21 protein-coding genes are annotated in these 24,181 nt (G+C 40.9%); 18 read left to right on the plus strand and 3 right to left on the minus strand.

Annotated elements, in window-relative coordinates:
- The first annotated feature begins 235 nt into the window (after nt 1-235).
- The 10 genes from RI196_RS06315 to RI196_RS06360 all read left to right on the plus strand — a co-directional run bounded on the left by RI196_RS06315 (nt 236) and on the right by RI196_RS06360 (nt 12,177).
- Nucleotides 236-1,465 (plus strand): IS110 family RNA-guided transposase, encoded by a 1,230-nt coding sequence (locus RI196_RS06315; protein WP_027725928.1) that lies wholly within the window; start codon nt 236-238, stop codon nt 1,463-1,465.
- A 798-nt stretch (nt 1,466-2,263) separates the two neighbouring features.
- Nucleotides 2,264-2,425: a hypothetical protein gene (locus RI196_RS06320; protein WP_161939838.1), complete on the plus strand. Its 162-nt coding sequence runs from the start codon at nt 2,264-2,266 to the stop codon at nt 2,423-2,425.
- A 269-nt stretch (nt 2,426-2,694) separates the two neighbouring features.
- Nucleotides 2,695-3,393: a helix-turn-helix domain-containing protein gene (locus RI196_RS06325; protein ID WP_311067105.1), complete on the plus strand. Its 699-nt coding sequence runs from the start codon at nt 2,695-2,697 to the stop codon at nt 3,391-3,393.
- A gap of 938 nt (nt 3,394-4,331) precedes the next feature.
- A complete protein-coding gene (locus RI196_RS06330; RefSeq protein WP_063389445.1) occupies nt 4,332-5,084 on the plus strand; it encodes an IclR family transcriptional regulator in 753 nt (250 codons plus the stop codon).
- A gap of 172 nt (nt 5,085-5,256) precedes the next feature.
- Entirely contained in the window at nt 5,257-6,153 is an 897-nt protein-coding gene (locus tag RI196_RS06335) for a class II glutamine amidotransferase domain-containing protein (protein WP_063389444.1), read from the plus strand.
- On the plus strand, nt 6,141-6,848 hold the full coding sequence (locus RI196_RS06340; protein WP_063389443.1) for a GltB/FmdC/FwdC-like GXGXG domain-containing protein: 708 nt from the start codon (nt 6,141-6,143) through the stop codon (nt 6,846-6,848). Before RI196_RS06335 ends, RI196_RS06340 begins: the two co-directional genes overlap by 13 nt.
- Nucleotides 6,830-8,188 (plus strand): FMN-binding glutamate synthase family protein, encoded by a 1,359-nt coding sequence (locus RI196_RS06345; protein ID WP_311067106.1) that lies wholly within the window; start codon nt 6,830-6,832, stop codon nt 8,186-8,188. Before RI196_RS06340 ends, RI196_RS06345 begins: the two co-directional genes overlap by 19 nt.
- Nucleotides 8,189-8,211: 23 nt before the next feature.
- On the plus strand, nt 8,212-9,570 hold the full coding sequence (gene glnT / locus RI196_RS06350; RefSeq protein ID WP_199757349.1) for a type III glutamate--ammonia ligase: 1,359 nt from the start codon (nt 8,212-8,214) through the stop codon (nt 9,568-9,570).
- A gap of 35 nt (nt 9,571-9,605) precedes the next feature.
- Nucleotides 9,606-10,763 carry an N-methyl-L-tryptophan oxidase gene (gene solA, locus RI196_RS06355; protein ID WP_063389441.1) on the plus strand — a complete coding sequence of 386 codons (1,158 nt, stop codon included), beginning with the start codon at nt 9,606-9,608 and terminating at the stop codon, nt 10,761-10,763.
- Between the two features lie 31 nt (nt 10,764-10,794).
- Nucleotides 10,795-12,177 (plus strand): ammonium transporter, encoded by a 1,383-nt coding sequence (locus tag RI196_RS06360; RefSeq protein ID WP_066251084.1) that lies wholly within the window; start codon nt 10,795-10,797, stop codon nt 12,175-12,177.
- A 26-nt stretch (nt 12,178-12,203) separates the two neighbouring features.
- Here RI196_RS06360 and RI196_RS06365 read toward each other — a convergent pair whose 3' ends face one another.
- Both RI196_RS06365 and RI196_RS06370 read right to left on the minus strand, forming a co-directional pair.
- Nucleotides 12,204-14,036, minus strand: coding sequence for an IS1182 family transposase (locus RI196_RS06365; protein WP_311067107.1), 1,833 nt, complete (start codon nt 14,034-14,036; stop codon nt 12,204-12,206).
- 468 nt (nt 14,037-14,504) lie between these two features.
- Nucleotides 14,505-15,725 (minus strand): acyl-CoA dehydrogenase family protein, encoded by a 1,221-nt coding sequence (locus tag RI196_RS06370; RefSeq protein WP_082830405.1) that lies wholly within the window; start codon nt 15,723-15,725, stop codon nt 14,505-14,507.
- A 476-nt stretch (nt 15,726-16,201) separates the two neighbouring features.
- Between RI196_RS06370 and RI196_RS06375 the strand changes: the two genes are divergently transcribed.
- The 8 genes from RI196_RS06375 to RI196_RS06410 all read left to right on the plus strand — a co-directional run bounded on the left by RI196_RS06375 (nt 16,202) and on the right by RI196_RS06410 (nt 23,230).
- Entirely contained in the window at nt 16,202-16,618 is a 417-nt protein-coding gene (locus tag RI196_RS06375; RefSeq protein WP_066251087.1) for a EutQ-related cupin domain-containing protein, read from the plus strand.
- 87 nt (nt 16,619-16,705) lie between these two features.
- On the plus strand, nt 16,706-17,680 hold the full coding sequence (locus RI196_RS06380) for a heme-dependent oxidative N-demethylase family protein (RefSeq protein WP_235600511.1): 975 nt from the start codon (nt 16,706-16,708) through the stop codon (nt 17,678-17,680).
- A 71-nt stretch (nt 17,681-17,751) separates the two neighbouring features.
- On the plus strand, nt 17,752-18,708 hold the full coding sequence (locus tag RI196_RS06385; protein WP_144598254.1) for a PDR/VanB family oxidoreductase: 957 nt from the start codon (nt 17,752-17,754) through the stop codon (nt 18,706-18,708).
- A 29-nt stretch (nt 18,709-18,737) separates the two neighbouring features.
- On the plus strand, nt 18,738-19,469 hold the full coding sequence (locus RI196_RS06390) for a hypothetical protein (RefSeq protein ID WP_063389437.1): 732 nt from the start codon (nt 18,738-18,740) through the stop codon (nt 19,467-19,469).
- Nucleotides 19,470-19,637: 168 nt separating this feature from the next.
- Nucleotides 19,638-20,225, plus strand: a complete 588-nt coding sequence (locus RI196_RS06395) for a dimethylamine monooxygenase subunit DmmA family protein (RefSeq protein WP_144598253.1) — start codon at nt 19,638-19,640, stop codon at nt 20,223-20,225.
- 71 nt (nt 20,226-20,296) lie between these two features.
- Nucleotides 20,297-21,616: an ammonium transporter gene (locus RI196_RS06400; RefSeq protein WP_311067108.1), complete on the plus strand. Its 1,320-nt coding sequence runs from the start codon at nt 20,297-20,299 to the stop codon at nt 21,614-21,616.
- A 33-nt stretch (nt 21,617-21,649) separates the two neighbouring features.
- Nucleotides 21,650-21,901 carry a hypothetical protein gene (locus RI196_RS06405; RefSeq protein WP_144598252.1) on the plus strand — a complete coding sequence of 84 codons (252 nt, stop codon included), beginning with the start codon at nt 21,650-21,652 and terminating at the stop codon, nt 21,899-21,901.
- A gap of 450 nt (nt 21,902-22,351) precedes the next feature.
- Entirely contained in the window at nt 22,352-23,230 is an 879-nt protein-coding gene (locus tag RI196_RS06410; protein ID WP_311066496.1) for an IS982-like element ISGth1 family transposase, read from the plus strand.
- Nucleotides 23,231-23,329: 99 nt separating this feature from the next.
- Here RI196_RS06410 and RI196_RS06415 read toward each other — a convergent pair whose 3' ends face one another.
- Nucleotides 23,330-24,094, minus strand: coding sequence for an IclR family transcriptional regulator (locus RI196_RS06415; protein ID WP_094245469.1), 765 nt, complete (start codon nt 24,092-24,094; stop codon nt 23,330-23,332).
- Nucleotides 24,095-24,181 lie beyond the last annotated feature (87 nt).

Raw genomic sequence — 24,181 nt, forward strand, 5'->3', positions numbered from 1 at the left:
CTTCTCACTCCTGTAGCTTTGACTACTTGTAAAGTCTGTCTCCTCGGCCCCTGTTTGGACGTCTAACCCGCAGGCTGTTCCCGTTGGTTTTCCCCATGCTGGAAGGAGCAGCTTCCAGGGCAGCCCATGGTCCAACGTGAGTTCTCATATGCGAGGGTGACTGGTCAACAGGCGCGATCCGGGGGCATCCCGAAGAGTCCTACCCCTCGATCCTACAACAATAGGAGGTGATCTCATGAAACTCTACGTCGGGATCGACGTGAGCTCACGCGACTTAGCCACCTGCATTATGGATCATGAAGGAAATACGTGCGCACGCTTCAAAGTGGATAATCATCTTCTGGGCGCCACCTTCCTTCGGGATCAAATCCTCCTGTGGGCTAACAAGCGAAAGCCAACCGAAATTCTGATCGGGATGGAAGCCACCTCGGTCTACAGTTGGCATCCAGCTATGTTTTTCCACCAGCAGGAGGCCTTGCAGGCTTGGAACGTCAAGGTGTTTACGATCAATCCAAAGCTCATTCGCAAGTTTAAAGAAGCCTATGTCGACTTGGAGAAAACGGATGACATCGATGCTTGGATCATTGCGGATCGGCTTCGCTTCGGCCGTCTGAAGATGACGGCTGTCCTCAAGGAGCAGTTTCTCGCGCTTCAGCGACTGACACGCATGCGATATCATCTCGTCCACCAGTTAACCCGTGAGAAACAGTATTTTCTCCAGCACTTGTTTTACAAATGCAGTTCCTTTACCCAAGAGGTGGACAGTTCGATCTTCGGACATGCCATTCTCGAACTGCTGCTTGAGTCGTGGAGCCTCGATGACATCTGCCAAATGGATGTCAAGCAGTTGGCCGACTTCCTGCGCCAAAAAGGGCGCAATCGCTTTGCCGATCCGGAATGCATCGCCAAGTCGATTCAAAAGGCGGCCCGTTCGTCGTATCGGTTGTCCAAGTGTGTCGAGGATTCCATCGACTTGCTGTTAGGGCTGTCGATTCAATCAATCCGCAGCCTGCAATCGCAGCTCAAAGAGCTCGATAAAGCCATTACCCGCCATCTTGAAGGCATTCCGAACACACTGCAAACCATCCCAGGCATCGGACCGGTTTATACCGCAGGCATCCTGGCCGAAATCGGGCAAATCGAGCGGTTTCACAACCAGGCCGCCTTGGCAAAATATGCCGGCTTGACATGGTCCAAGCACCAATCGGGCCGTTTTCAAGCCGAGGACACCTCCCTCATTCGTTCCGGCAATCGCTATCTCCGTTACTACCTAGTGGAGGCTGCCAACTCGGTGCAACGGCATGATGCGACGTTTCGTGCGTACTACCGGAAGAAGTATGAGGAAGTGCCCAAACACCAACATAAACGAGCCCTCGTCCTCACCGCTAGAAAACTCGTGCGTGTGATCGATGCGCTGCTACGCAACGGTCAAATCTACACGCCAAGAAAGGGGGAAGATCGATAAGAGGATCGATCTGGTATACCAATATCAACCTTTAGACCCAGTTTATTACATGTGCCAATACTGGGTTTCTTCAGTATTGCCTTTTTTCGGATCATCGGACAAGGGAATTTCCAATTTCTATGATTTTTCACCTTGACATATTACCGCAGGACTTTCTATGATCATTCTGTTTCCCTATGCCGAATTTTGGTAGAATGAAAGGGAGTCATAACTATATTTGAGGACCAGAATTCGTTATGAGATGTTGATTCAAAAATCTATTGCTGATTAACTATGTCCTGGTGCTATCTCCGAAAGATTTTCATGTATAACGAGGACGGAGAAACGCAGCAGGAGCTTTTATCATCCTTAAAGCTTCATATCGACCAGATTGTTCAGGAGATTAAGCCTGCTCATCATGTTGTAAAACCAAACTGTGGACAAATAAAAGAACCAAGTTCCTCAATTCATGCCAGTACTAGCTCTATTTAGAGACTATCTATATTTCGGAGAATTTAATGCAGATGGTATTAAAAAACAGTGAAGCATTTCCATTTGTATATCTTCAACTGATTGATGTAGTTGGGAACAAGTTGTTTTCTCGATACCTCAAATTGGCAATTTTTAAAGGACATATGATTCAACAGTTTATGTATGAATTTGAATGTATTTATACAACAACTCAAAGAATTATTTTAGATAGCAAAACTCTGCTTGATGACTTCGAATGGGTATAGCAGCCTTTGATTGAGCTCGTCTATTTCTTTCATTGTTAAGATCAATAATCAGAAGGCTTTCCGGGCATAAAGAACATTTGATATGCTGCATTTTTCAGTCAGCACGCTGTACCTGTTTCATCCAAAGCATCTGCACCGGAACAACAGCTTGCTCATTCCAATCATTGGATTGCATGATATTGTTGCTGCAATGATTCAACTGCTAGTTCAGTTTCAAGGCTGCAAAAGCGGTTGTGATGATTAATATAGAGCGCGCTGATTATTCAAACGGATATATAGTCCATCGGTAACCTTCATGAAATGACCTATGACGGTTCTTTTGGACCAATGGACTAGGAAACTTACGCAGATTGTCGAACTTTTACATCTATTTACACTTTATTTTTGTTTGACAAGGTAATCGGTTACCACTTTTGATTACATTATATATTCCTATAAGACGAAAATCAACAAAATTTTCCTTTAGGACTAAAAATGTTTCTTTTAGGAAGATTATAGAGAGGTTGACAGAAAATGAGCGATTTCAAAAAGGAATTGGGCAGTCGGGTAAGACGAATTCGTAAAGAAAAAGGTTTGACACTTGAGGAAATGGCAAAAGCTACTGGTATTACGAATAGCGCACTAAGCAAAATTGAAAGAGGAGCAGTTTCAGTTTCTGCTGAGAATCTATCATTAATAAGCAGAGTTTTAGGAGTGAGTAATGATTACTTGCTATACGGCGAGGCTTATTTGACTAGTGTTCCGATTTCTGAAACTAATGATAAATTTACGTCAGATTCTTGTTTACAAGAAATGACTGACCGTGCTTCAGTTGAAGACGATAAAATTAAAAAATCTCCATTGTTTAAAAGATTTCAGGATTTGACCATAAAATGTTTGATAGGCGAAAACAGTTCGGTCAGCTTAGATCCTGAAGCACTAATGAATCTATTTAAAGCTTCAGCTGCTCTTTTTGCCGATCCATCTATAAAAGTTAGTGAAAACGAAATGATCGATCAACAAAATGACAAAAACGAACTTTCACCAGAAGAGCAGGAACTAATCGAAATCCTCCGTCAATTGGATGACGGCGACAAATTTGAAATTATGACTATTGCCAGAATGAAAAGAGACATCACTAAAAGGTATGGCAAACGAAAAAAGGGGATGTCATCTACATCGATTTCCGAAGGGGCTGCCGCATCTGAAAAACGTTATGATAAGTTTGCTTAATTTTATATTCCAAAATGGTAAGTATGTTACCATTTTTAAAAATTGAGCAGGTCTCGTATTTTCCCCTAACAGGTAGACAGTTAAATGTAATGATTTTATGCTCCTAACCGTCTACATGGGAGGGGATTTTTTTAAAGCAAAGAAAGGATAAACGTTTCAATTTTTATCAAAGCATTTATTTTATAATGAAGGTTTGGATTTATTTAGGCATTTTGTAACTGAAAGACAATATTATACAAAACCGACAATTTAAATATGTAAGTGAATTTCGAAACGGATTGACCTTATCCTAAGCGGAATTTGTTGTCAATACGAACTTTTCACGAAAGTGTAATCGAGTACACTAAAACCATTCAACTAAAGAAGAACTATTAAGGGCATCCTGGCTGGTGTACTATTCGTTTTGGCTGGTATTTTCATTACGACACGAGAGAGACATGGGGCTGTCCAGAAAATCAAATCCCATTAAAAACAAAAATCATAAACATCGATATATCAACGTTTCTAAAACATTAAAGGGGGCGTCAATAAGCCGTAAAAACGACTTATTAGACACCCCCATTTTATGAGACCTTCAGGATACAAGGTCAACCAGCTGCAATTTGCGCTTTTTCAACAAGTGCATCCAAATGACGGATTATTTTGTCGTATATTGCTTGGATAATAAATTCGCAAATTGTTACATGATCCGATATACATCCCCAGTTCGCCTCTAGAGAACCACAGAAAATGGAGAAGAGAAAAATTAACTCAACTTGCTCGTTTATTAAATTCCTCCCTCAACCTCTTCCGGTAAAAAATCTCATTATATGGGAAAAAATATAAAAAGTATGTTGGCCGATCTGACAAAACAACGTTGTATCATTTTTTATTTCGTTAATATAAAAGCAAACATTCCATTCTCATTATGTAAATTTTTTTACATAGGAGGGGTTTAGATGTCAGAGGTGATTCGGAAAACGATTTTATTATTGCAAACTATTCAGCCGAACGAAAATAAAGAAGAGTGGAGTACTACGGAAATCAGTAAAAAGCTCGGTATTCCCGTTCAAACGGTGCACCGATTGCTGACTTGTTTAGAAGAGTATGGATTTGTGTATAAAAACAAACAAACGAGAAAATTCCGTCTAGGCCTTACATTGCTTCAATTAGGTCTTTCCATACGAGACAATCTATCGGTTCGTAATGCTGCAGTACCAATTATGGAAAAGCTGGCCCAAAAAACAAAGGAAAGTGTGTACTTGACCGTACCGGAAGGATGTGAAGGCGTGTTTATTGATTGTGTTGATTCGCCGCATTGGCTTAGAATTGTCGAACCGATTGGAATGCGTCTTCCTTTATGCGTAGGTGCTTCGAAAAAAGTGATTTTAGCATACTTGGAAGAGAAAACAAGAAGCCAAGTGATTAAAGATCTTGTAAAAAATGGAAGGATAAAAGACGTGGATCATCTTCACCGACATTTAATGTTAATTCGAAAGCATGGATATTGTATTTCTTTCGGGGAAACAACAGAAGGAACCGCCAGTGTGGCAGCTCCTATTTTCTCTTGGGAAAATAAAGTGATCGCCTCTTTAAGTGTTGCCGGGCCGGAAACGCGTTTTACGAAAGATGAGTTAGCCGGTTTAATATCTACCACAATCAGAGCCGCAAATGAAATTTCCGAAGAACTAGGCTGGGTACCAAACAGATGACCAAAGGATGAAAAAGTCCATCCTATGGAAGAAAAGGTAACATGGTTTTTGTAATTTTCCCAATATTCGATAAAATGAGCTTTTTTTTGGGAAAAAATTATGGAATATTGTATATAACCACAACCTCTCACAAAAAGTTCCAAAAATTTTTCAACGACTGGAGGGAAAAAAGATGTGCGGGATCAGTGGTGTCATCTTTAAAAATCCAAATCACAAAAGGAAAACAGGCGAAGTCATATTGGCAATGCTGGACAGTTTGTTTCGAAGAGGTCCTGATTCAACAGGAGTTGCCATTCTCCATCCAAAGGAAGAGAACGTCTTATATGTTGATGTGAATTATGAAACAAGGGGCAACGGGGAGAAAATCATTTCCTTCTTAAAAGATAAAGCAGATGTGCTGTATTCATCTGATCATGGCAATTACGTCAGAACAAAAATTTTCCATTCAGGAGATATCCAACATATTGTTCAAGGAATCAGTCAGCTGGACGAAGACATTTCAGTCGCAAACATCGGAGAATCGATTGAAGTGTTGAAATCTTTAGGGGGAGCTCATCTTTTAGATGCGCAATTTAAGCTTTCCGTATATGACGGGCAAGTTGCTGTAGGCCATACAAGAATGGCGACAGAAAGCAAAGTCGATATTTCCCATTCGCAGCCGCTCTGTTGCAATTCTTTCAAAGATTTAACGATTATTCACAATGGCCATGTGACAAACTACATTAAATTGAGAGCATACTACGAAAAGAAAGGCTATCAATTTATAACCGGAAACGATTCGGAAGTGATTGCCGTTTATTTAGTAGATGAAATGAAGAAAGGAGCCAGCTTAAAAGAAGCAATGACAGCATCTGTTCATGATTTAGACGGCTCTTTTAGCTATATTGCTGTTACGCCGACAGCAGTCGGTTTAGCAAAAGAACCTTTTAGTATGAAGCCGATTGTGCTTGCGGAAACTGATGATTTCATCGCTTTTGCTTCTGAAAGCTTAGCAATTACAAATGGCTTTGGGGAAAGCTTGCCAGTAAGAGAACCAGGGGCAGAGGAGGTATTGGTATGGAATCTGTGAAAGAAAGTATAGTAATTGATTGCAAGAGTGAAACGGTGACTTCAATCAACCAAATGATTCGGGATTTTGCGAAAAATAATATAAAGGAGGTCATCATCGAAAACCCTCTCGCACGCCATAACCTTGGAGTATGCATAACAGATCCGATTCATCTCATTTATAACGGAGATGTCGGCTACTATGCAGTGAGTTTATGTGATAAGGTGACAGCGACCATAAACGGGAATTGCGGCTGGGCAGTTGGTGAAAATTTAATGAGCGGAGAAATTGTCGTAAATGGAAATGCAGCGTCTTCCTGTGCAGCTTCGCTGAGAGGCGGTATCGTAGTTGTCAAAGGAGAGGCAGGCGCCAGGGCGGGAATCAGCATGAAGGGAGGGACTTTAATTATTGGCGGTAATACCGGATATATGACCGGTTTTATGATGCAAAAAGGAAAAATGATTATTTGTGGAGATGCTGGGAAAGCGCTGGGAGATTCCATGTATGATGGAGTGATCTATGTTGGCGGGAAAATTGCGGAGCTGGGGAATGGAACAAAGGTAGAGGAAGTGTCGGAAGAGGAAAAAGATGAGATAAAGAGTTTGCTTGATTTCTATCAAATAGAACCGCCGCCCTCTTTTCAAAAAATTGTTCCTAACGGCTTGCTTCATCATTTTAATAAAAAGGAGTTTCGCGTATGGAAAGAAATCTTATAAGAAAAAGCAAGGTGTGGAGTCCGGAAAAAATTGAAGAAATTCAAGAAAAAGCTCAGATTGGACGATATCGCATCCGCGGCCAAGCTACAAAAAGAATGGACTTACCTTCCTTTGACGATCTCGTCTTTACTCCGGCAGGACTGTCAAGGGTACCGCTGGAAGGGTATCGGGAGCGATGCGATACAAAAGTTGTTATAGGAGAAGGAAAGGTGAAACGTCCCCTCGTACTCGAAACACCGATCATGATTGCAGGGATGAGTTTTGGGGCGATTAATGCTCATTCTAAAAAAGCGCTTGGCATTGCAGCGACTAGATGCGGCATCAGTACATGTACGGGCGATGGGGGCATGCATCCGATAGAACGTGAATATTCGGAGAAATTGGTCTACCAATTGCTTCCGAGCCGCTACGGTTTAAATCCTTATGATTTGAAAAAAGCCGATGCGGTAGAAATTGTCGTGAGCCAAGGTGCCAAACCAGGTACGGGCGGAACGCTTCTTGGACATAAAGTTTCTGAAGAAGTGGCAAAAATGCGGGATCTTCCTGCAGGAGTCGATCAACGAAGCCCGTGCCGGCACCCCGATTGGATGGGGCCAGATGATTTAGGGGTAAAAGTAGAGCAAATTCGGGAAGCGACTGATTATGAAGTGCCGATCTTTATTAAAATTGGGGCCGGACACGTTTATGATGATGTAAAGCTGGCGGCAAAGGTTGGGGTGGAAGCAGTCGTCATTGATGGAATGGAAGGAGGAACCGCTGCCTCACCGGAAATCCAATTGGATCATACAGGGATTCCGACCATTTCCGCTGTAGTTGAAGCAGCTCAAGCACTTTACGATATCGGTATGAAGCACGAAGTAAAGCTAATTATCGGCGGCGGAATCAGTAATGGCGCTGATGCAGCGAAAGCCATCGCACTAGGTGCGGATGTCGTTTATATGGGTTCAGCAATGTTAATTGCCCTTAATTGCCAGCGGCCAATTTATATAGAAGACTACCATGCCTTAGGGACAGAACCTGGTGCATGCCATCATTGCCATACGGGTAAATGCCCGGTCGGTATTGCGACACAAGATCCTGAGTTAATGGCGAGATTAGATCCTACAGCTGCCGCTGAAAGAGTGGAGAATTATATCAATTCGATCACGATGGAAATGCAAATTTTTGCAAGATCGTGCGGAAAAAGCAGAGTCAGTGATTTAGATCCTACCGATTTGCGCTCGTTAACATTAGTCACCTCCTATATTACAGGAGTTCCTCTAGTAGGATTAGGGGGCAAAAAACCGTATTTTGCAAGCCTTGACCATGGGAGTTCATTTAAAGATCTTTTAAAAGTGTAAAAAATAAGGGATGGTGATGATCATTGATCGGTATAGTGGAAAGCAATAACAAGGTGTTGGAGGAGACGTTAAAATATATCGAAGGTAAAAAGATCAAATTGGCGTTAGCCTCCTTTTCGGATTTGAACGGTTCTTTACGTGCGAAATTAATTCCTTCCTCCCGTTTACAGTCAGTCTGCCAATCAGGGGCTGGATTCGCCGGTTTTGCTGTAGGCGATCTCGGCCACGGACCGCATGATCCCGATATATTGTGCATCCCTGATTTGCGTTCTATGACTATATTACCGTGGAATAAAGAGATTGCTTGGTTTGCCGGAACTTTAACGGAAGATGGAACTCCTTGGCCGTTTTGTACGAGAACGATTTTGTTAAATGTGCTGACGCAAGCAAAAAGCATGGGATATACGATGAAAACGGGAGTGGAACCGGAATTTTTCCTTGTGAAACAGGGAGAAGACGGGAAAATTGCCCCGTTTGATGAACAGGATAAAGAATTGAAACCATGTTACCAACAGCAGGCGCTTATGAGAAATATCGAATTTTTAGGCACTTTGATTGAGTATATGAATGAATTGAAATGGAATGTCACACAAGCAGATCATGAAGATGCCAATGGACAATTTGAAATCAATTTTGATTTTTCAGATGCGGTGACGTCTGCTGATCGGCATACATTTTTTAAATATATGATTAGAACCATGGCAGAGGAACGAGGACTAATCGCCACGTTTATGCCGAAGCCATTTTCCAATCTGACCGGGAATGGCTGCCATATGCACTTAAGCTTATGGGATGAGCGGGAAGAACGAAATGTATTTGAAGATGCTCATGATCCAAAAGGCTTTGGATTGTCTGCAGTCGCGTATCATTTTATTGCAGGTATTCTCAATCATGCAAAAGCCTTGGCTGCTATTGTCTGTCCAACTGTCAACTCTTACAAGCGGCTAGGAGCGTTAAATTCCTCATCTGGATCTACATGGGCTCCTAATTTTATTTCTTATGGAGGGAATAACCGCACACAGCTTATTCGCATTCCTGATGCTGGAAGGATTGAGTTTCGGGCCATGGACGGTTCCTGTAATCCGTACCTGGCGACTGCTGCGATTTTAGCAGCGGGATTGGACGGCATCGAAAAGCGGATGGATCCAGGAGATCCATTTAACGGAAATTTATACATGTTCCATTCGATAGAAAATGAATTTGACAAATTGCCTTCTACATTGAATGAAGCGATTGAAGCATTAGAAAGCGATGAAGTGTTAGTCAAGGCACTAGGGGAAACATTTATGGAGACCTTTATTAAACGAAAAAAGGCTGAATGGAAAGAATATCATGACTATGTCAGCGAATGGGAAGTTGAAAAATATTTAAAAGGCTACTAAAAACAAATCGTATTGATTTATATGGAGGAATTCGTATGAATTATGACGGGATGTACGATGTGATTGTTATTGGAGCAGGTTCTGCAGGAAGTGCTGCAGCCTATTATTTAGCCCAAAATGGTCAAAGCGTGTTGATGATTGATCAATTTTCTGTTCCAAATTCCTTTGCAAGCCACGCCGGGGAAACAAGAATGCTGCGATTTGGTTATGGCCAAGGGGAAAAATATGTTGATTTAGTTAAAGAAGCATACCGGTTATGGATGGAACTGCAAGAGCAAACAGGAAAAACGTTATTTTATCAAACAGGCACTTTAGTTGTCGGCGAACGCGATTCATCTTTTGTCAATGAAACGATTCAAAGCTCTATTCATCACAACCTCCCAATTGAAATGTTCACAGCAAGCATGGTGATGAACAAATGGCAAGGCATTCAAATTCCCGAAGATTTTACTGCCTGTTTTGATCCCCAAGCAGGATTTTTGTTATGTGAAGTATGTATTCAAACTTATAAAGAAGAAGCTTTAAAACTGGGAGCCAAACTGTTGGAAAACAATCCTGTCTTAAAGCTGTCCATTCAATCGGATATGTCGGAGGTCATTACGGAGAAGGGACGTTTTCAAGCAGCCAATTTAGTGATCACAGCTGGTGCATGGATTCCGAAATTATTGCCGGAACTCGATTTTCCGATCCAAGTGATCCGAAAACCTGTTGCATGGTTTGCACCGTTGGAGGATGGACTATATGATTTTGGTCAATTTCCTGCTTTTGTCTTTGACACAAAAGAAGGTCATTATTATGGTTTTCCGAATTTTCGGAAAACAGGTGTAAAAATAGGACGTCATGACATGGGGATTGAAAGTGATCCAGATTCCGTGAACAGACTATTTGGTTCTTACTGTGAAGATGAACGTGATGTACGAAGCTTTCTTGAAAAATATATGCCGCAGGCTGCCGGCGAGCTGACCGATGGTAAAATTTGTTTATATTCACTTACTCCTGATAGCGACTTTATTATCGATTTTCATCCAAACTTCAGCAATGTGTTGTTAGCCGGTGGATTTTCCGGACATGGGTTTAAGTTTGCCAGCATCGTTGGGAGCATTTTAGCAGATTTAGTCACGCTTGGGAAAACAAAACATGATATTTCCTTTTTTCGATTAAATCGTTTTGAACAAATCGCTACCGAAAGCTAGAGTAATGAAAAAAGTAAGGAGGAGGATTCCTATGGATGGTTTCGTAAAGAAAAGAGCTTCAATATTTTTCGTTTTTCTTCTTTATCTTTTATTCCTTTTTCCGATTTCAGCCTTTGCGCAAGAGAACGAGCCGGTGGTTGATACGGGGGATACAACTTGGTTGCTCGTAGCAGCGGCTATCGTTATTTTTATGCATGTACCTGGTTTGGCTCTCTTTTATGGAGGGCTTGTAAGTGAACGGAATGTTGTATCAACGATGATGCACAGCTTTGTCAGTCTTTTAACTGTGACCATTGTTTGGGTGCTATGGGGATACAGCCTCAGCTTTGGACAGGATGTAGGGGGAATCATTGGAAAACTGGACTACCTGGCATTTAACGGAGTAGGAGGAGAGGCTGCTTTTGGTTCATTAACCATCCCTCATTATATATTTGCCATTTTTCAAGGTGCATTTGCTGCTATAACGGTTGCGATTATTTCCGGAGGAATTGCAGGGCGTATTTCTTTTCCTGCATGGGTAATGTTTTCGGTTTTATGGATCACCTTTGTTTATGCACCAATGGCTCATTGGGTATGGGGAGGCGGATGGCTTTTTGCCATGGGCGAACTTGATTTTGCTGGAGGTACGGTTGTTCATATACTTTCCGGTGTTAGCGCATTAACAGCTGCACTCGTAATTGGGCCGAGATATGAACATATGAAGAAAAATGATGCTCCTCATAATATTGTTTTATTTCTTATTGGAGCGGCCACTCTTTGGTTTGGCTGGTTCGGTTTTAACGCAGGAAGTGCACTTAGTGCAAATGGTATTACCGCTCTTGCCTTTGCCAATACACAAGTTGCCGCAGCAGCCGGGGGCTTGGGATGGCTGATCATAGAATGGATGGTTCGCAAGCGCCCGACGCTAGTAGGAACTGCCACTGGGGCAATAGGCGGTCTTGTTGGCATAACTCCAGCAGCAGGATTTGTCACAATCCCTTCAGCTTTGATTATTGGACTTGCATCCGCCCCTATCTGCTATTTTGCTATCCATTTTGTGAAAGCACGTCTAAAATATGATGATACGTTAGATGCTTTTGGAGTACATGGCATCTGCGGAATATGGGGATCCATTGCAACAGGACTTTTTGCTACTAAGTCAGTGAATCCGGCAGGGAATAACGGTTTGTTTTATGGAAATCCTGAACAGCTGTTCCATCAGGTTATAGGAGTGATTGTGGCTGTTTTGCTTGCGGCAGTAGGAACATATATTGTTTTGAAAATTGTTTCGCTGTTTACACCGTTGCGTGTGAAAAAAGAAGACGAGCTGCTTGGCCTTGATTTAAGCTTTCATCAAGAACCGGCTTATTCAGATGTTGATCAGTCGATAGAAGAGAAGGGTAAATCAAACGATATTGCTTCTCAAATGTCCTAGCATGGCAATGTATTTTTCATTGGTTGTCAAAACGGCAAAGCTATGACCAATTCAATTGTATACGCATAAAAGAAGGGGCTGTCCGATAAGTCCCTAAAATGAAGCAAGTGGAGAAAAACAATTCGTTTCTCTCCACTTGCTTTTATATTTTTTCGATTTTTATCTGAAAGTAGCTGGCGGATGCCGGCTACTTTCAGGAAGTTGTGGGCTAATGCCACAATCCCAAACTCGACATGTACCTTGTCGAGGCCCCGCAAAGAAAATCTGCGGAACGACCGATTGCCCTTGATGTGACCGAACACACTTTCTGCCTCGACTTTGCGTCGAGCGTAGATAGCGGCTTTCTCTTCACATTCAAGGGCTGTTTTGGCCTTTGCTTTCATTTCTTCGAAGATGGGATTCCAGTGAACTTGTCGGTTGCCTTTCGCTTTTGTGCATTTCGCTTTCAATGGGCAATCGGTACAATCTTCACATTCGTATATTTTGAAGCTTTGTTCATAGCCAGATGGATTCTTTTTGTTTTGGTATTTTTTAAACGTTACTCTCCTTCCATTCGGGCAAATAAAACAATCATCCTCTTCACAATAGGTCCAGTTTTTGGCATTTTTAATGTCTTTTTTGTATGTACGTGTTTGTTCTTTTACATAGCTCCCATAAGGAATTAGAAACTCAAACCGGGGCTCTTTCTCATCACCAACTGCATATACATAGTTTTCTTCACTACCATAGCCTGCATCCGCAATAACTGTTTGGGGCATCGGTAATGAAGTGGAGGCTAGCTTCTCCATATGTGGGATAAAGCAACGTGTATCGGTCGGTCGTTGATGAATAGTATAAAACAAGATAAACTGATTCTCTGTCCCCATTTGCACGTTGTATCCGGGCTTGAGCTGACCGTTTTTCATATGGTCTTCTTTCATGCGCATGAAGGTTGCGTCTTTGTCTGTTTTCGAGTAGCTGTTACGGTCACCGAACATTTCCTTTTGTTCCTTGTATCTTGCCATTCGGGGCAGGAAATCTTCCCGAATTTGTTTCACCGATTTCTTTAATTGACTGCGTTTTTTTCGCTTCTCTTTCCGAATGGATGTATCGGTCTCCTTTTCGATTTCTTCCGTTAGCGTTTCAACTTTTTCTTCTATTTCTTTTGCGATTTCCTCCAGGTTTTGTTCGGTGATCTCTGTATGTTGATCGCTTTCCTTTTGCCCTGTTCCGGCTTCTAATTGGGTTAATTCATGAATGTGCTTTAGTGTTTCTTGGATTTTTTCTTTTAATTTCTCTTCGAATTTCAAAGTGGATTTTTTCCACACAAAAGAATACTTATTGGCATTGGCTTCGATCTTAGTGCCATCCAAAAAGTAGTTTTCCATCGTGATGTAATGTTCTTTTATCAATTTGAGAATCATGACTTCAAAGAGCTCATCCATGAAAGCTTTCATCCGTTCCCCTCGGAACTCATTAATGGTGCGAAAATCTGGTTGTTGCATCGCTGAAAGCCACATGGCAGGAATATTTTCTTTAACGAGTTTTTCGATTCCTCGGCAGGAATAAACCTTTTGAGAATAAGCATACAGAATGATTTTCAGCATCATTTTGGGATGATAGGAACTTCTGCCGCCGCCTTTATAATGAGAAAACAATTGTTTATCTGGTATCGCCTCCACCATTTCGTCCACGACACGTGCCACGTGATGTTCGGGTATGAGAGATTCAATATCATAAATCATTTGAACTTGACGGTTGTTATATGGTTTGAAAGTAGGGGCTAAATTTCTTTTGGCAGGAGTTTTTTCTTCTTTTCCATCTAGAGGAAGTGTCATTTGTGTGTTATAATTTTCACGAGTAATCATATGATTGCTCATAAAAAATCGTCCTTTCTGTAATGTTGTGTGGTAACTTCATTTTACTAGAAAGGACGATTTTTTTGTGCATTTTTTTTAAAAAGTGAAAAATGAGGGGCTCCAAAAAGTCAGTTACCCTGACTTTTTGGACAGCCCCTTCATGTTTGTTTTGATGAATTTGTAAAAACACAACAAGTAGATTTCGACAAAGAAAAACAGCCGATTATTGTTAATTTTTTATACTGTAAAGAAAAAGATTAAAAATCTGTCGTCATGTGATCGTTTTGTTCTCTTATTTCTTTAAAACTATTTTAAGCAAAAAATATACAAAAGGGTGTGGAGCTTGTTTCTGAAATATCTTTCGACTAATCGGAAGGCAGGGCTCCCTCCTCTCGTAAGGCGATTTATTCGGCTAACGATTCTCTTTTTTTGCATTTCAGAAACAAGTTATTGGCACAAACAGTTATATTTCAGATCAAGTGATACAAATTATTCAAACCAAGGAACACCAATTAACGTGCGGCCAATCCATTCGCGCAATATTTCGTTTGTGGGTCCCATGACTGCACCTGCTCGACCGTCACGTAAAAATTTTTCCACTTGCCCGGTTAGATATCCTCTTCCTCCAGAAACTTGTAATGCTTGATTTGTAACTTGTATGACTATATCTGCTGCATGAGTTTTGAGTTCCCAAAGCGGGTATAAGCATTCTGACAATTCTTTTCCACTATTTAAACATTGATCCATCCCTTCAGCTGTACGATAAAGCATGCTTCTTGCACTATCGATTAAAATTTGCGCTTTTGCCAATTCGTGGCGAATGACTTGGTAGCCGGCAACTGATTTTCCTGTATCTTTATGGACTTTTTTCTTTGCCTGGTCAATTGCTGCATTCAAGGCTCCTTGAGCAATACCAACCCAGCAAGCACTTGTGCCTAATAAAAAGAGCGGATCAATGACGTTTTCATTATAAACATTCATTCCGCCTTCAGTCCCAAGACGATTTTCAATAGGGACAAAGACATCTTTAAACTTCATCGGTCCGCTTGAATTTCCGCGAAGCCCCATAGCTGAAAAAGGAAAATATTCGATTCCCTTCTGATTATGATCTACAATTAAAAACATTAATGGATCGTCTTCTATGCTATTTGGATAATTGGTGCAAACAATATACCAATCCGCCTCGCCCGCACTGGTGACAAATGATTTTTCCGCATTTAACAAATATCCGTTTCCTTTGCGGGGAGCCGAACTAACAACATTCCAGAAGTGGCTTCCAGTCGCTGGTTCACTAAAGGCTAATGCGCCAATCTTTCCCTTTAGCACCCCAGGAATATAACGCTGCCGCTGCTCTCTAGTTCCAGCTGTATAAAGCGTTTGGACGGCAGCAGTGTGCATAACCCAACACATAGTAGTGGAAGCGCAATATTGAGAAAAACTTTCGGCTAACAAAGCAAATCCAGTTAGTCCAGCGCCAAGGCCTCCGTCGTCAACAGGGATTGTAACTGCTCCAAATCCAGCATCCGCAATTGCTTGTAAGCTTTCCCGAGGATAACGGCACTCCTTGTCTGAAATAGAAGCACGGGGCAGCAGCTCCTTTTTGCCTAATTCATGTGCTTTTTCAATTAGTTTTTCGAATCCTTCTGGGTAAGACCACCATTTTGGAATTTGCATAATTTCTTCCTGCAGTTCTGTCTGATTGACTACCATTGACATCACTCCTTTTTAAAGGTTACTGTTAAGAATGTTAACAAAAATTACAATATTATGAATATTGTGCTTTTATTTTTACATAGACGATTCTTTCAAAGAAACAGAGATTTCCTAAATAGTGGGAATAAATCAAAAACCTTGTCATTACATTTTACAATGATTCGGTACTCTCCCTGTCTCCTTTCCGTGTAAAACATCGTTGCTGATCTCATTATTGGCGCTAATAATGTTAAGTTCTCAAAGAAATAAAATTTCATTGCCTGCTCATGTTGAATGATCCGAAAGGAAAAGCTCTAATTGTCAGAACATTTTACAGATTTTTGTGAATATTCCCGCCATTTGAGAAAAAACGGTTGTGAGAACGTTACGGTTGTTATTATGATAGGATCATCAGAGTTATAAAATAATACATTTTTTGTTACAAAACATAACATAACTCTGATTATAAAAATTGAAAAAGGAGAGTGGAAAGAATGAGTGAATCAGCGGTAACAGCTATGGATCATCAATTTTTAAGTCAAAAGCCAGGAATTCAGCTAATAAAAGCTGGAACGTATGAAAAAATTGAGTTGAACAATGTTTTGAGTATACCGGCTTTGAAAAGTCAAATTATTGACGTTCCGATTAGCCCATTAGAGAAGCCTTTAACAATTGGATATTTCTCTATGCAAAAGTCGGAAGAGTTTGAATTTTTGTATACTTACTTAGAAGTAAAGGTAATTATAAAGGGGCAGATCATCGTCAGAGATGAACAAGGAAACAAATATGTAGGGGAAGCGGGAGATGTTTTTATCTTTACCCCTGAAACGAAAGTGATCTTTGATGCTGAAAGCGATGGAGATGCGATTTATACGGCACATCGATTGCCGGAGCCAACATTTTTAAATTAAACAAATGAAAGAATTTCCCCTTGTCGTAACGCGGCTTCATGGGGAGGTTCTTTCATCCAGTTTTGATCGTGAGGAGGAGAGAGGGCAGTGAGTGTAAAAACGACTAACCAACATATGATCAAAGAAATTCCGCTTATTAAAAGGTTCCCATTTCCATTTCAAAAGGACTCTTACAGGTATTCTAATAATGCGAGGCCTCTAGAATCCGGGAAACTTGCAGATATTACTCCCGAATATTTTGAAGAAATAGATAAAAAGCGTCAAATACTATTAAACCACCATGAACGTGCTTTTCAATCTTTAGAACATTCAATCGATGGACAGTGGGAAGTGCTGGAATTTTTAATAGATGAACTTGCCATTATTTACCCTGAGTATTTCTCGGTTATAAAAAATGGTCATGAATGGACGTTTGAAAATAAGCTTTTGGATGAGAAACATACATTTACTTTTGGCGATCTATCGACATTGCCCTACGAGCCTTTAGATTTTATCGGCAGACACGTTCAAGAGGATCTCATTTTTATGGGGCAAAGAGACGGTGATTTATATATGGATGCAGGACAATTGTGTTTTCCTGCCAATTGGTCGATTGCCTTTGATATTGGCATGACTTACACCGAGTTCCATTCTCCTGTACCGGTTTTTTTCGACAGCGGTTTAGCGAAAAAAGTCCTCAATTTTCTTTTGAGAATCGAGGCAGGGAAACCGTGGACACGGTTAAACTGGACTTTAACAGTGGAGCCAATCCTTGACACGTTCCCTGAGAATTTTGATGAATGGGGTCCAAAAAAGGAAAAGGTAACTTCAGAAAATGCCGGTCAGCTTGTCCACTTAAGAGTGGAGGATCAAAGGCTATTTCGTATGCCGCGAAGCAATGGGATTTTATTTAGTATTCATACTCATTTAATATCACTTGATGAGCTGAAAAAAAATGAAGATTGGTTGAAACGTTTTTTTCGAGTTTTAAAGGATTTACCTGACTATATGGCTGAATATAAAGGATTTAGTTTATACAAAGGAGAAATCATTCGCTATTTAGAAAAAAGCTTGACAGATTGAAATTGGGAAAATTGGAAGAAAATAGCGTGTGAAGAAGCTGTTTTTAAAAAACATGAAAGGAGGAGGATTACATGATGGCGCGAACACTTGAAGTGATTGTAGAACAAATTACGCATGAAACAGCTGCGATTAAAAGTTTTAAGCTAGTGTCAGCAGACCGTTCGCCATTGCCTCGTTTTAGTGGGGGTTCTCATATTACGACTTATTTGCAAACTGAAACAGGCTTAATCGAACGCCACTATTCTCTTACAAGTGATCCGGACAATACAGGCTACTATCGAATCGCCGTTCGCCGCAATGAGGATTCAAATGGAGGATCAATTTATTGGCACGATCATGTGAAAGAAGGGGATAAGATCTCCATTAGTTATCCGAAAAATTATTTTCCGCTAAGCTTTCAAGCAAAACGCCATTTATTTTTTGCAGCTGGGATTGGCATTACACCTTTTCTTTCGATGGCGAAGGAATTAAAAAAGAAGAAGGCTCCATTTGAAATACATTATGCCGCTCCTTCAAAGGAATTATGTGCCTTTTATCGCCATCTCTCCACTTTTTTTTCAGAGGAAACTCATTTTTATTTTTCAAAGGAAAACAAGAAAATGTCAACAAAGTTAATGGAAAATCAACCGATAGGAACCCATGTTTATTTCTGCGGTCCAGAGGCCATGATCAAAGGATTTGCCGATGCTGCCAAAGTCATTGGTTATTCTGAAAAAAGCATCCACTTTGAACTCTTTACACCGCCAAAATCAGGACCGATGCAGCCATTCCGGGTAAAACTCAATAAAAGCAACAAAGTGATTGAGGTGCCTGAAGGGAAAAGCTTGCTGGACACTTTATTACAGCTTCATATTGATGTGCCATATTCATGTAAAATCGGGGGATGCGGCAGCTGTCAGCTGCATGTTTTAAAAGGAGAAATTGACCATCGAGACTTTTTTCTTACCGAAATGGAGAAAAAAGAAAGCAATGTCATTTTAACATGTGTTTCAAGGGCAAAATCCGGCAGTCTTGTTTTAGATCTTTAAGAGCATACAAGAAAGGAGCAAATGGAATTGTGCACACAACAAAGGTTATCGGAATCGATGATTTTGAATTCAAGATAAACGACGTGAAATGTTCTTTTGAGGAGTTGCTGCCGGGATTTCATCAATATGATCGACTAGGAATAGTCGTACGGGAACCGGCAGGAAGTGCTGGTGCTAGCGCCTTGCTTATGGCAGCTGTCACCAGATTTTATGATTTTTATCGTCAGGATTTAACAGATGAGGAGGGCGGACTTCGAATTTATCCTGATTATTTCATTTTCCATGTCGGAAAACAGCACTTAGATCATTATTGGATGGATATATGGCCGCCCCATAAAGAGGTTATCGTGGAGGATGACCCTGAACAAATTTTAGAAGCGATTAACGATCGGGGCATCACCCGGCTGATTGTGGAAGATATCAAACCCGTTCATGCGACTTTTTTACAAGAAACCATCAGCAGTGCGCAGCAACGAATCGTCAGTGCGATAGCATATTCACCGTCAGGACGGGTTCATTTCGGCGATGTGAGTATTGCAAGCTGTCCAGCAGCAGAACGCTTCGTTTTTGACTCGTTTAATAGATCTAAGAAACTTTTTCAACAAACGGCTGCCCAATTAAAACAAAAACGGGAGAATCTATTTGTCAATGGGCGTGTTATTGAAACTTATCGCCGGATTCCTTTAACAGATGCTCTTTATATGCTTACACGCTCGAACGGTCCGGGCTTCACAACTAGCCGTTATCTTTCTATGTTGTAATTTGATAGAAATCAAGTTACGGCAATGCTTTGTTTGCTTTATATTGATTCGAACTAGCTGCAGCTTATCGTTGGAGAATATCCTGATATTCGAAAAATTCGAATTGAGAAAATTACAAATTGCTTATTCGATTCGACCATGTTGAAAAACAAACAAGGAGGTTGAAAAATGACTAAAAAAGCAGATGGGAAAACAAGCGCTTCTGAAGCAGATGAATTTTTTGCGCAAAATCAGCAAGCTGGCAATCTATTTCAATTCATCACTGGGAAACAATTTTTGTTTATCATTGATGAACCGATGATTTTGCCAACGTTGATGTTTATTAAAAAAATTCCAGAACAGACGAAGAAACAAATCTATATATTGAAGAAAAATGATAGCAGCCTTCATTCGTATAAGGGGACAGAATTTTTTCCGAATGAAGCGACTGTCCTTTCATCAACATCCAGTGAGGAAATTTACAAAATATTTGAAAGTCAATTTATCGGTACAAAGCTATTTCTTTCAGCTCAATGGTCAATGTTAAAAGAGCTGAAAAAACTGGCATTGCGGGCTGGTTTTAATGAAGATGAGATCCAGGCACAAGGATGGGGGGAGAAAGAGGAAAGGGTATTTTGTGTAAAGTGTTATCATCTGAACAAGCTGACAGCACAAAAACAAGTAACGTGTGAAAAGTGTCATGCATCGTTAGAGGTTTCAAGACACTATTCTAGGCTCCATGATGCATATTTAGGTTATTTAAAAATAATTTCATGAAACAGAAGAAGGAGGGCCTGAAAAATGGTAGGTTAAAGGCTTTGAAATCTTTAGAATAAGGGGATGATCATGTGGAGGGATTTGAACAGTTTGCCGCAATCCAAATAGAAGTATTCTATTGGTGGTGCATTGCAATCATGCTGCAGATCCATGCGGGGTTTTTGACTCTTGAAGTCGGCATCTCCCGTGTAAAAAACGTATTGGCGACGGCTTTGAAAAATATTATGACGTTAGCAGTCGTGTTACCTGCTTTCTATTTTGTTGGCTGGTGGATATACAATGCGTTTCCAGACGGTTTGATTCCGAGAATGAGTGAAGCGGCATTAGCTGCATTGCCTTGGAGTGAAAATATGGGTCCGAATATAACGGATCATGCGAGTGGAGTTTTCTGGGGTGCTTTTGCGCTGTTTGCTGCTACGACAGCTTCCATCTTATCCGGCGTGCTGATCGAACGGGTTCGATTAAGTGGATTTCTTATTCTTGCCGATATTCTTGGATCAGTTATTTGGAATTTAGCTGCTTCTTGGGGCTGGCACGGAGAAGGATGGTTTTTAACGCAATTTGGTTATCATGATGTTGCCGCTGCAGGCGTTATTCATGCAATAGCTGGGTTTTTTGCATTAGGAGTCGTGATCAATTTAGGACCTAGAATCGGCAAATATACAGGGGATGGGAAAATTGTTAATATTCTGCCGCATAATCTTCCGTCCACTTTATTAGGGCTGATGCTCATTTATGTTGGTTTTTTCGGCTTCCTCGGAGGCTGTATAATCGCTGTTACAAATGGGGAATGGATGACGATTTACGGTAATCCTACCAATTTATCGGCTTTTGTATTCAATGCTTTAATGGGATTAGCGGGAGGTTTAATAGGGGCATATTTAGGTTCAAAAGGGGAACCGTTTTGGGTCGCTTCAGGCGGGCTGGCCGGGGTTATTTCAGTAGGTTCGGGTTTAGATTTATATCATCCAGCGCTTGCATTTGTTATAGCTGTCATTGGAGGATTGATGTGTCCATTCATTGGAAATTTTCTCGAAAGGAAAGGGATTGATGATCCTGTAGGTGCTATTACCGTCCACGGATTTATCGGGATCTGGTCAGTCCTTGCAGTCGGGATATTTGCCTCCGGCTATCCCAATATAAACGGCCCGGAAATCTCTTTTATTGGACAACTCGTATGTGCAGCGGTTGTGATCCTTCTAGGATTTCTCCCAGGCTACTGGACATCACTGCTTTTGAAAAAGCTTAATATGTTGAGAATACCAAAGCAAGCAGAGATGCTTGGTATTGATTTAACTGAAATACCTGCAACAGCTTTTCCGGAAGGAATTCCATCTACTCAAGAAAATGGAAGATTAAAAATGATCATGTCAAAGAGCAAAACTAGTTAATAAAAGGATAAAAATGTAAAGGAGGAATAGTAAATGAATACAAGTCCAATAACAAATTGGGAGCATGTTGGTGCTTATTTTACCTTTGGCCCGCATTCTATAGGGGTTGTGTTATCGATTATAGCTGCGATCGGCATCTGTGTTGCGTTGATTTACGCAATGTTTCAACATGAGAATCAAGCTTTTTCGGAAGTAAATCTATTAGCTTCGAAAGCAGTTGATGAAAAATTGGATTTTCCGAAAGAGGGTACGTACGCAGATCCATTAATGGAAAATGTAAACTAGCATAAGAGCAGGTTGCTGTCCTGATTTATTAAAATAGGAGTTTTCATACTCAAACTCTTTTTTATTTTAAATTTAACAATAAGAGAGTATTAAGTTTTGTGTCAGCCACAGCCTTGAAAGCTGTGGGATTCTGAAATGAGGAGATTAATCAATTATTATTGGAAGAATAGTACCGACAAGATGATAGCAGAATTTTCTGTTATCAATAAAAGAGGGTTTCGTATGTACACAAAAGAACCGGGCGTTGATATTTTAACGCTCGGTTTTTCATATAAGGATAAAAATAACATCTGACCTTATAAATGACAAGAAGGCGAACACCGTCTTTTTTACTGAAACATATGAAATAACCCGTGGTGCTAGATAAAATCAGACAAGCATAAAAATAGCCCTTGCATGAGGATCTCCTTAAAATGAAAGTGCGACCAAACATTTAAAAGGAGAATTCACATGCAAGAGCACTTTCATTTTACAACAGATCGAGCCAAACTTCAAAAACAATATGTATCGATTTTGTGTTTTGTATCAGCTCAACTATCGAGTATCCAGATTCATCTTCAACGTCGAAATCTTCATTTGTTGAAACAGAAGGACGAGGTCATCATCGCCGTCCATGTCCTTGGAAAGTTGTTAGGCTTCACTTCCGAACGGGCTTGGCACCGGTTTGTGATCGGGAATTTGTTTTCCAAGGACTTGTTCCCTGAACGTTCTCGATACAACCGTCGCTGCCGAGCGCTTGGCTTTGCGATCAAGTGGATGCGGCACCAGCTGGCCAAGCGTGGACAACACCATGCGTATGCGGTCGTGGACAGTTTGCCGATCGAGCTGTGTCATTCATCCCGAATGTATCGCGCCAAACGGTTTCGTGGAATTGCGGATATTGGCTATTGTGCTTCGAAAAAGATCGCTTTCTATGGGTTGAAACTTCATCTGCAGGTCACCGACCAAGGGCTTCCGATGGGATATGTCGTCACTGAAGCGTCTTGTCACGATCGGGTGGCCGCTGAAACCGTCATGACGCAAATTCCACATCCATATAACCTAGGTGACAAAGGGTACATCAGCCAAAAACTGCAAAAGAAGCTGTACGAAGAGCATCGAGTCGCTTTTTGGACGCCCGTTCGAAAAAATCAGCGAATTCTCCAATCCGACGCATGGAAACAGTGGATGAAACGAAAACGCAAAGTGATTGAAACCGTGTTTTCGATTTTAGTCGATTCGTATCGGATCACCGAGATTCGAGCGAACTCGGTTTCTGGATTTGAAACGGCACTGGATGGTATTTTACTGGCTTACTCCCTTGTTGTTCTTGGGCTAGTTGAGCGTTAAGACTCAACTAGCACCACGGGTATGAAATAGTAAAAATCAATTCCTATTTTTTAAATTCCATCTCACTTCTACTTTAAAAGGGTGCAGAAAGCCTCTTTTTTATTCTTCTTTCCATCCGAAAACGGCGGAAATTTCTTTTCCTTTTATAAGCAAATATTCGCTTAGCTCATGTTCGATAGTGTCTGGAATCGATTTTTCAAAGCCGACAACAATAATAGACCCTAAAATTTCCCGCTCAAAATTAAAAATCGGAATGGCGGCAGAAGCGATGCTTGGCGCTAAAGCTTCCTGCGCAAACGATATTTTTTGATCGGCAATAAGCTGAAACTCTGTCATTAGCTCGTCTTTCGCCTGTTTGCTTAGCTTTGACAACTCCGATTCCTTCCAAACGTTTACACTTGGATCGTTTTTAAATGCCGCAAAAAGTTTTCCGGCTGCCGAGGAGATCGGAAGGATTGTTCCGACCTGTCCGCCTAAGTTCAGCCCTAAATGACTATGGATCATTTTGACGATCATTGGGCCGTTTGTTGTCCATACGGCAAGGAGAGTCGTTTCTTTCGATTTGGCATTAATTTCATGCAAAAATGGCGTGATTTTGCCAATGAGGTCCTCTTGATTGACAGCTGCCATTCCATATTGAATGAGTGTGCTCCCTAAAGAGTATAAGCCGCTTCCTTTATCCCGATGAAGGACACCGAGATTCGTAAGGGTATTTAAATATTTATATAAATTGCTTTTTGCTATATTAGTATAATGATGAATGTCGTTAAATTTCATCGGACTGCCGTTTTTGGCAATCAGGTCAATAATTGAGAATCCTACAAGCAAAGACTGAATTTGTGCATGTTTTTTATTTTCTGTCATTGCTAAAACCATCCTTCAACTGATAGGCATACTTCATCTTATTTTACCACTTCAACAAAATTTTTTCTATATTTTCAAAAAACTACT

The organism is Aeribacillus composti (assembly GCF_031760945.1).
GTDB classification, from domain to species: domain Bacteria; phylum Bacillota; class Bacilli; order Bacillales; family Aeribacillaceae; genus Aeribacillus; species Aeribacillus composti.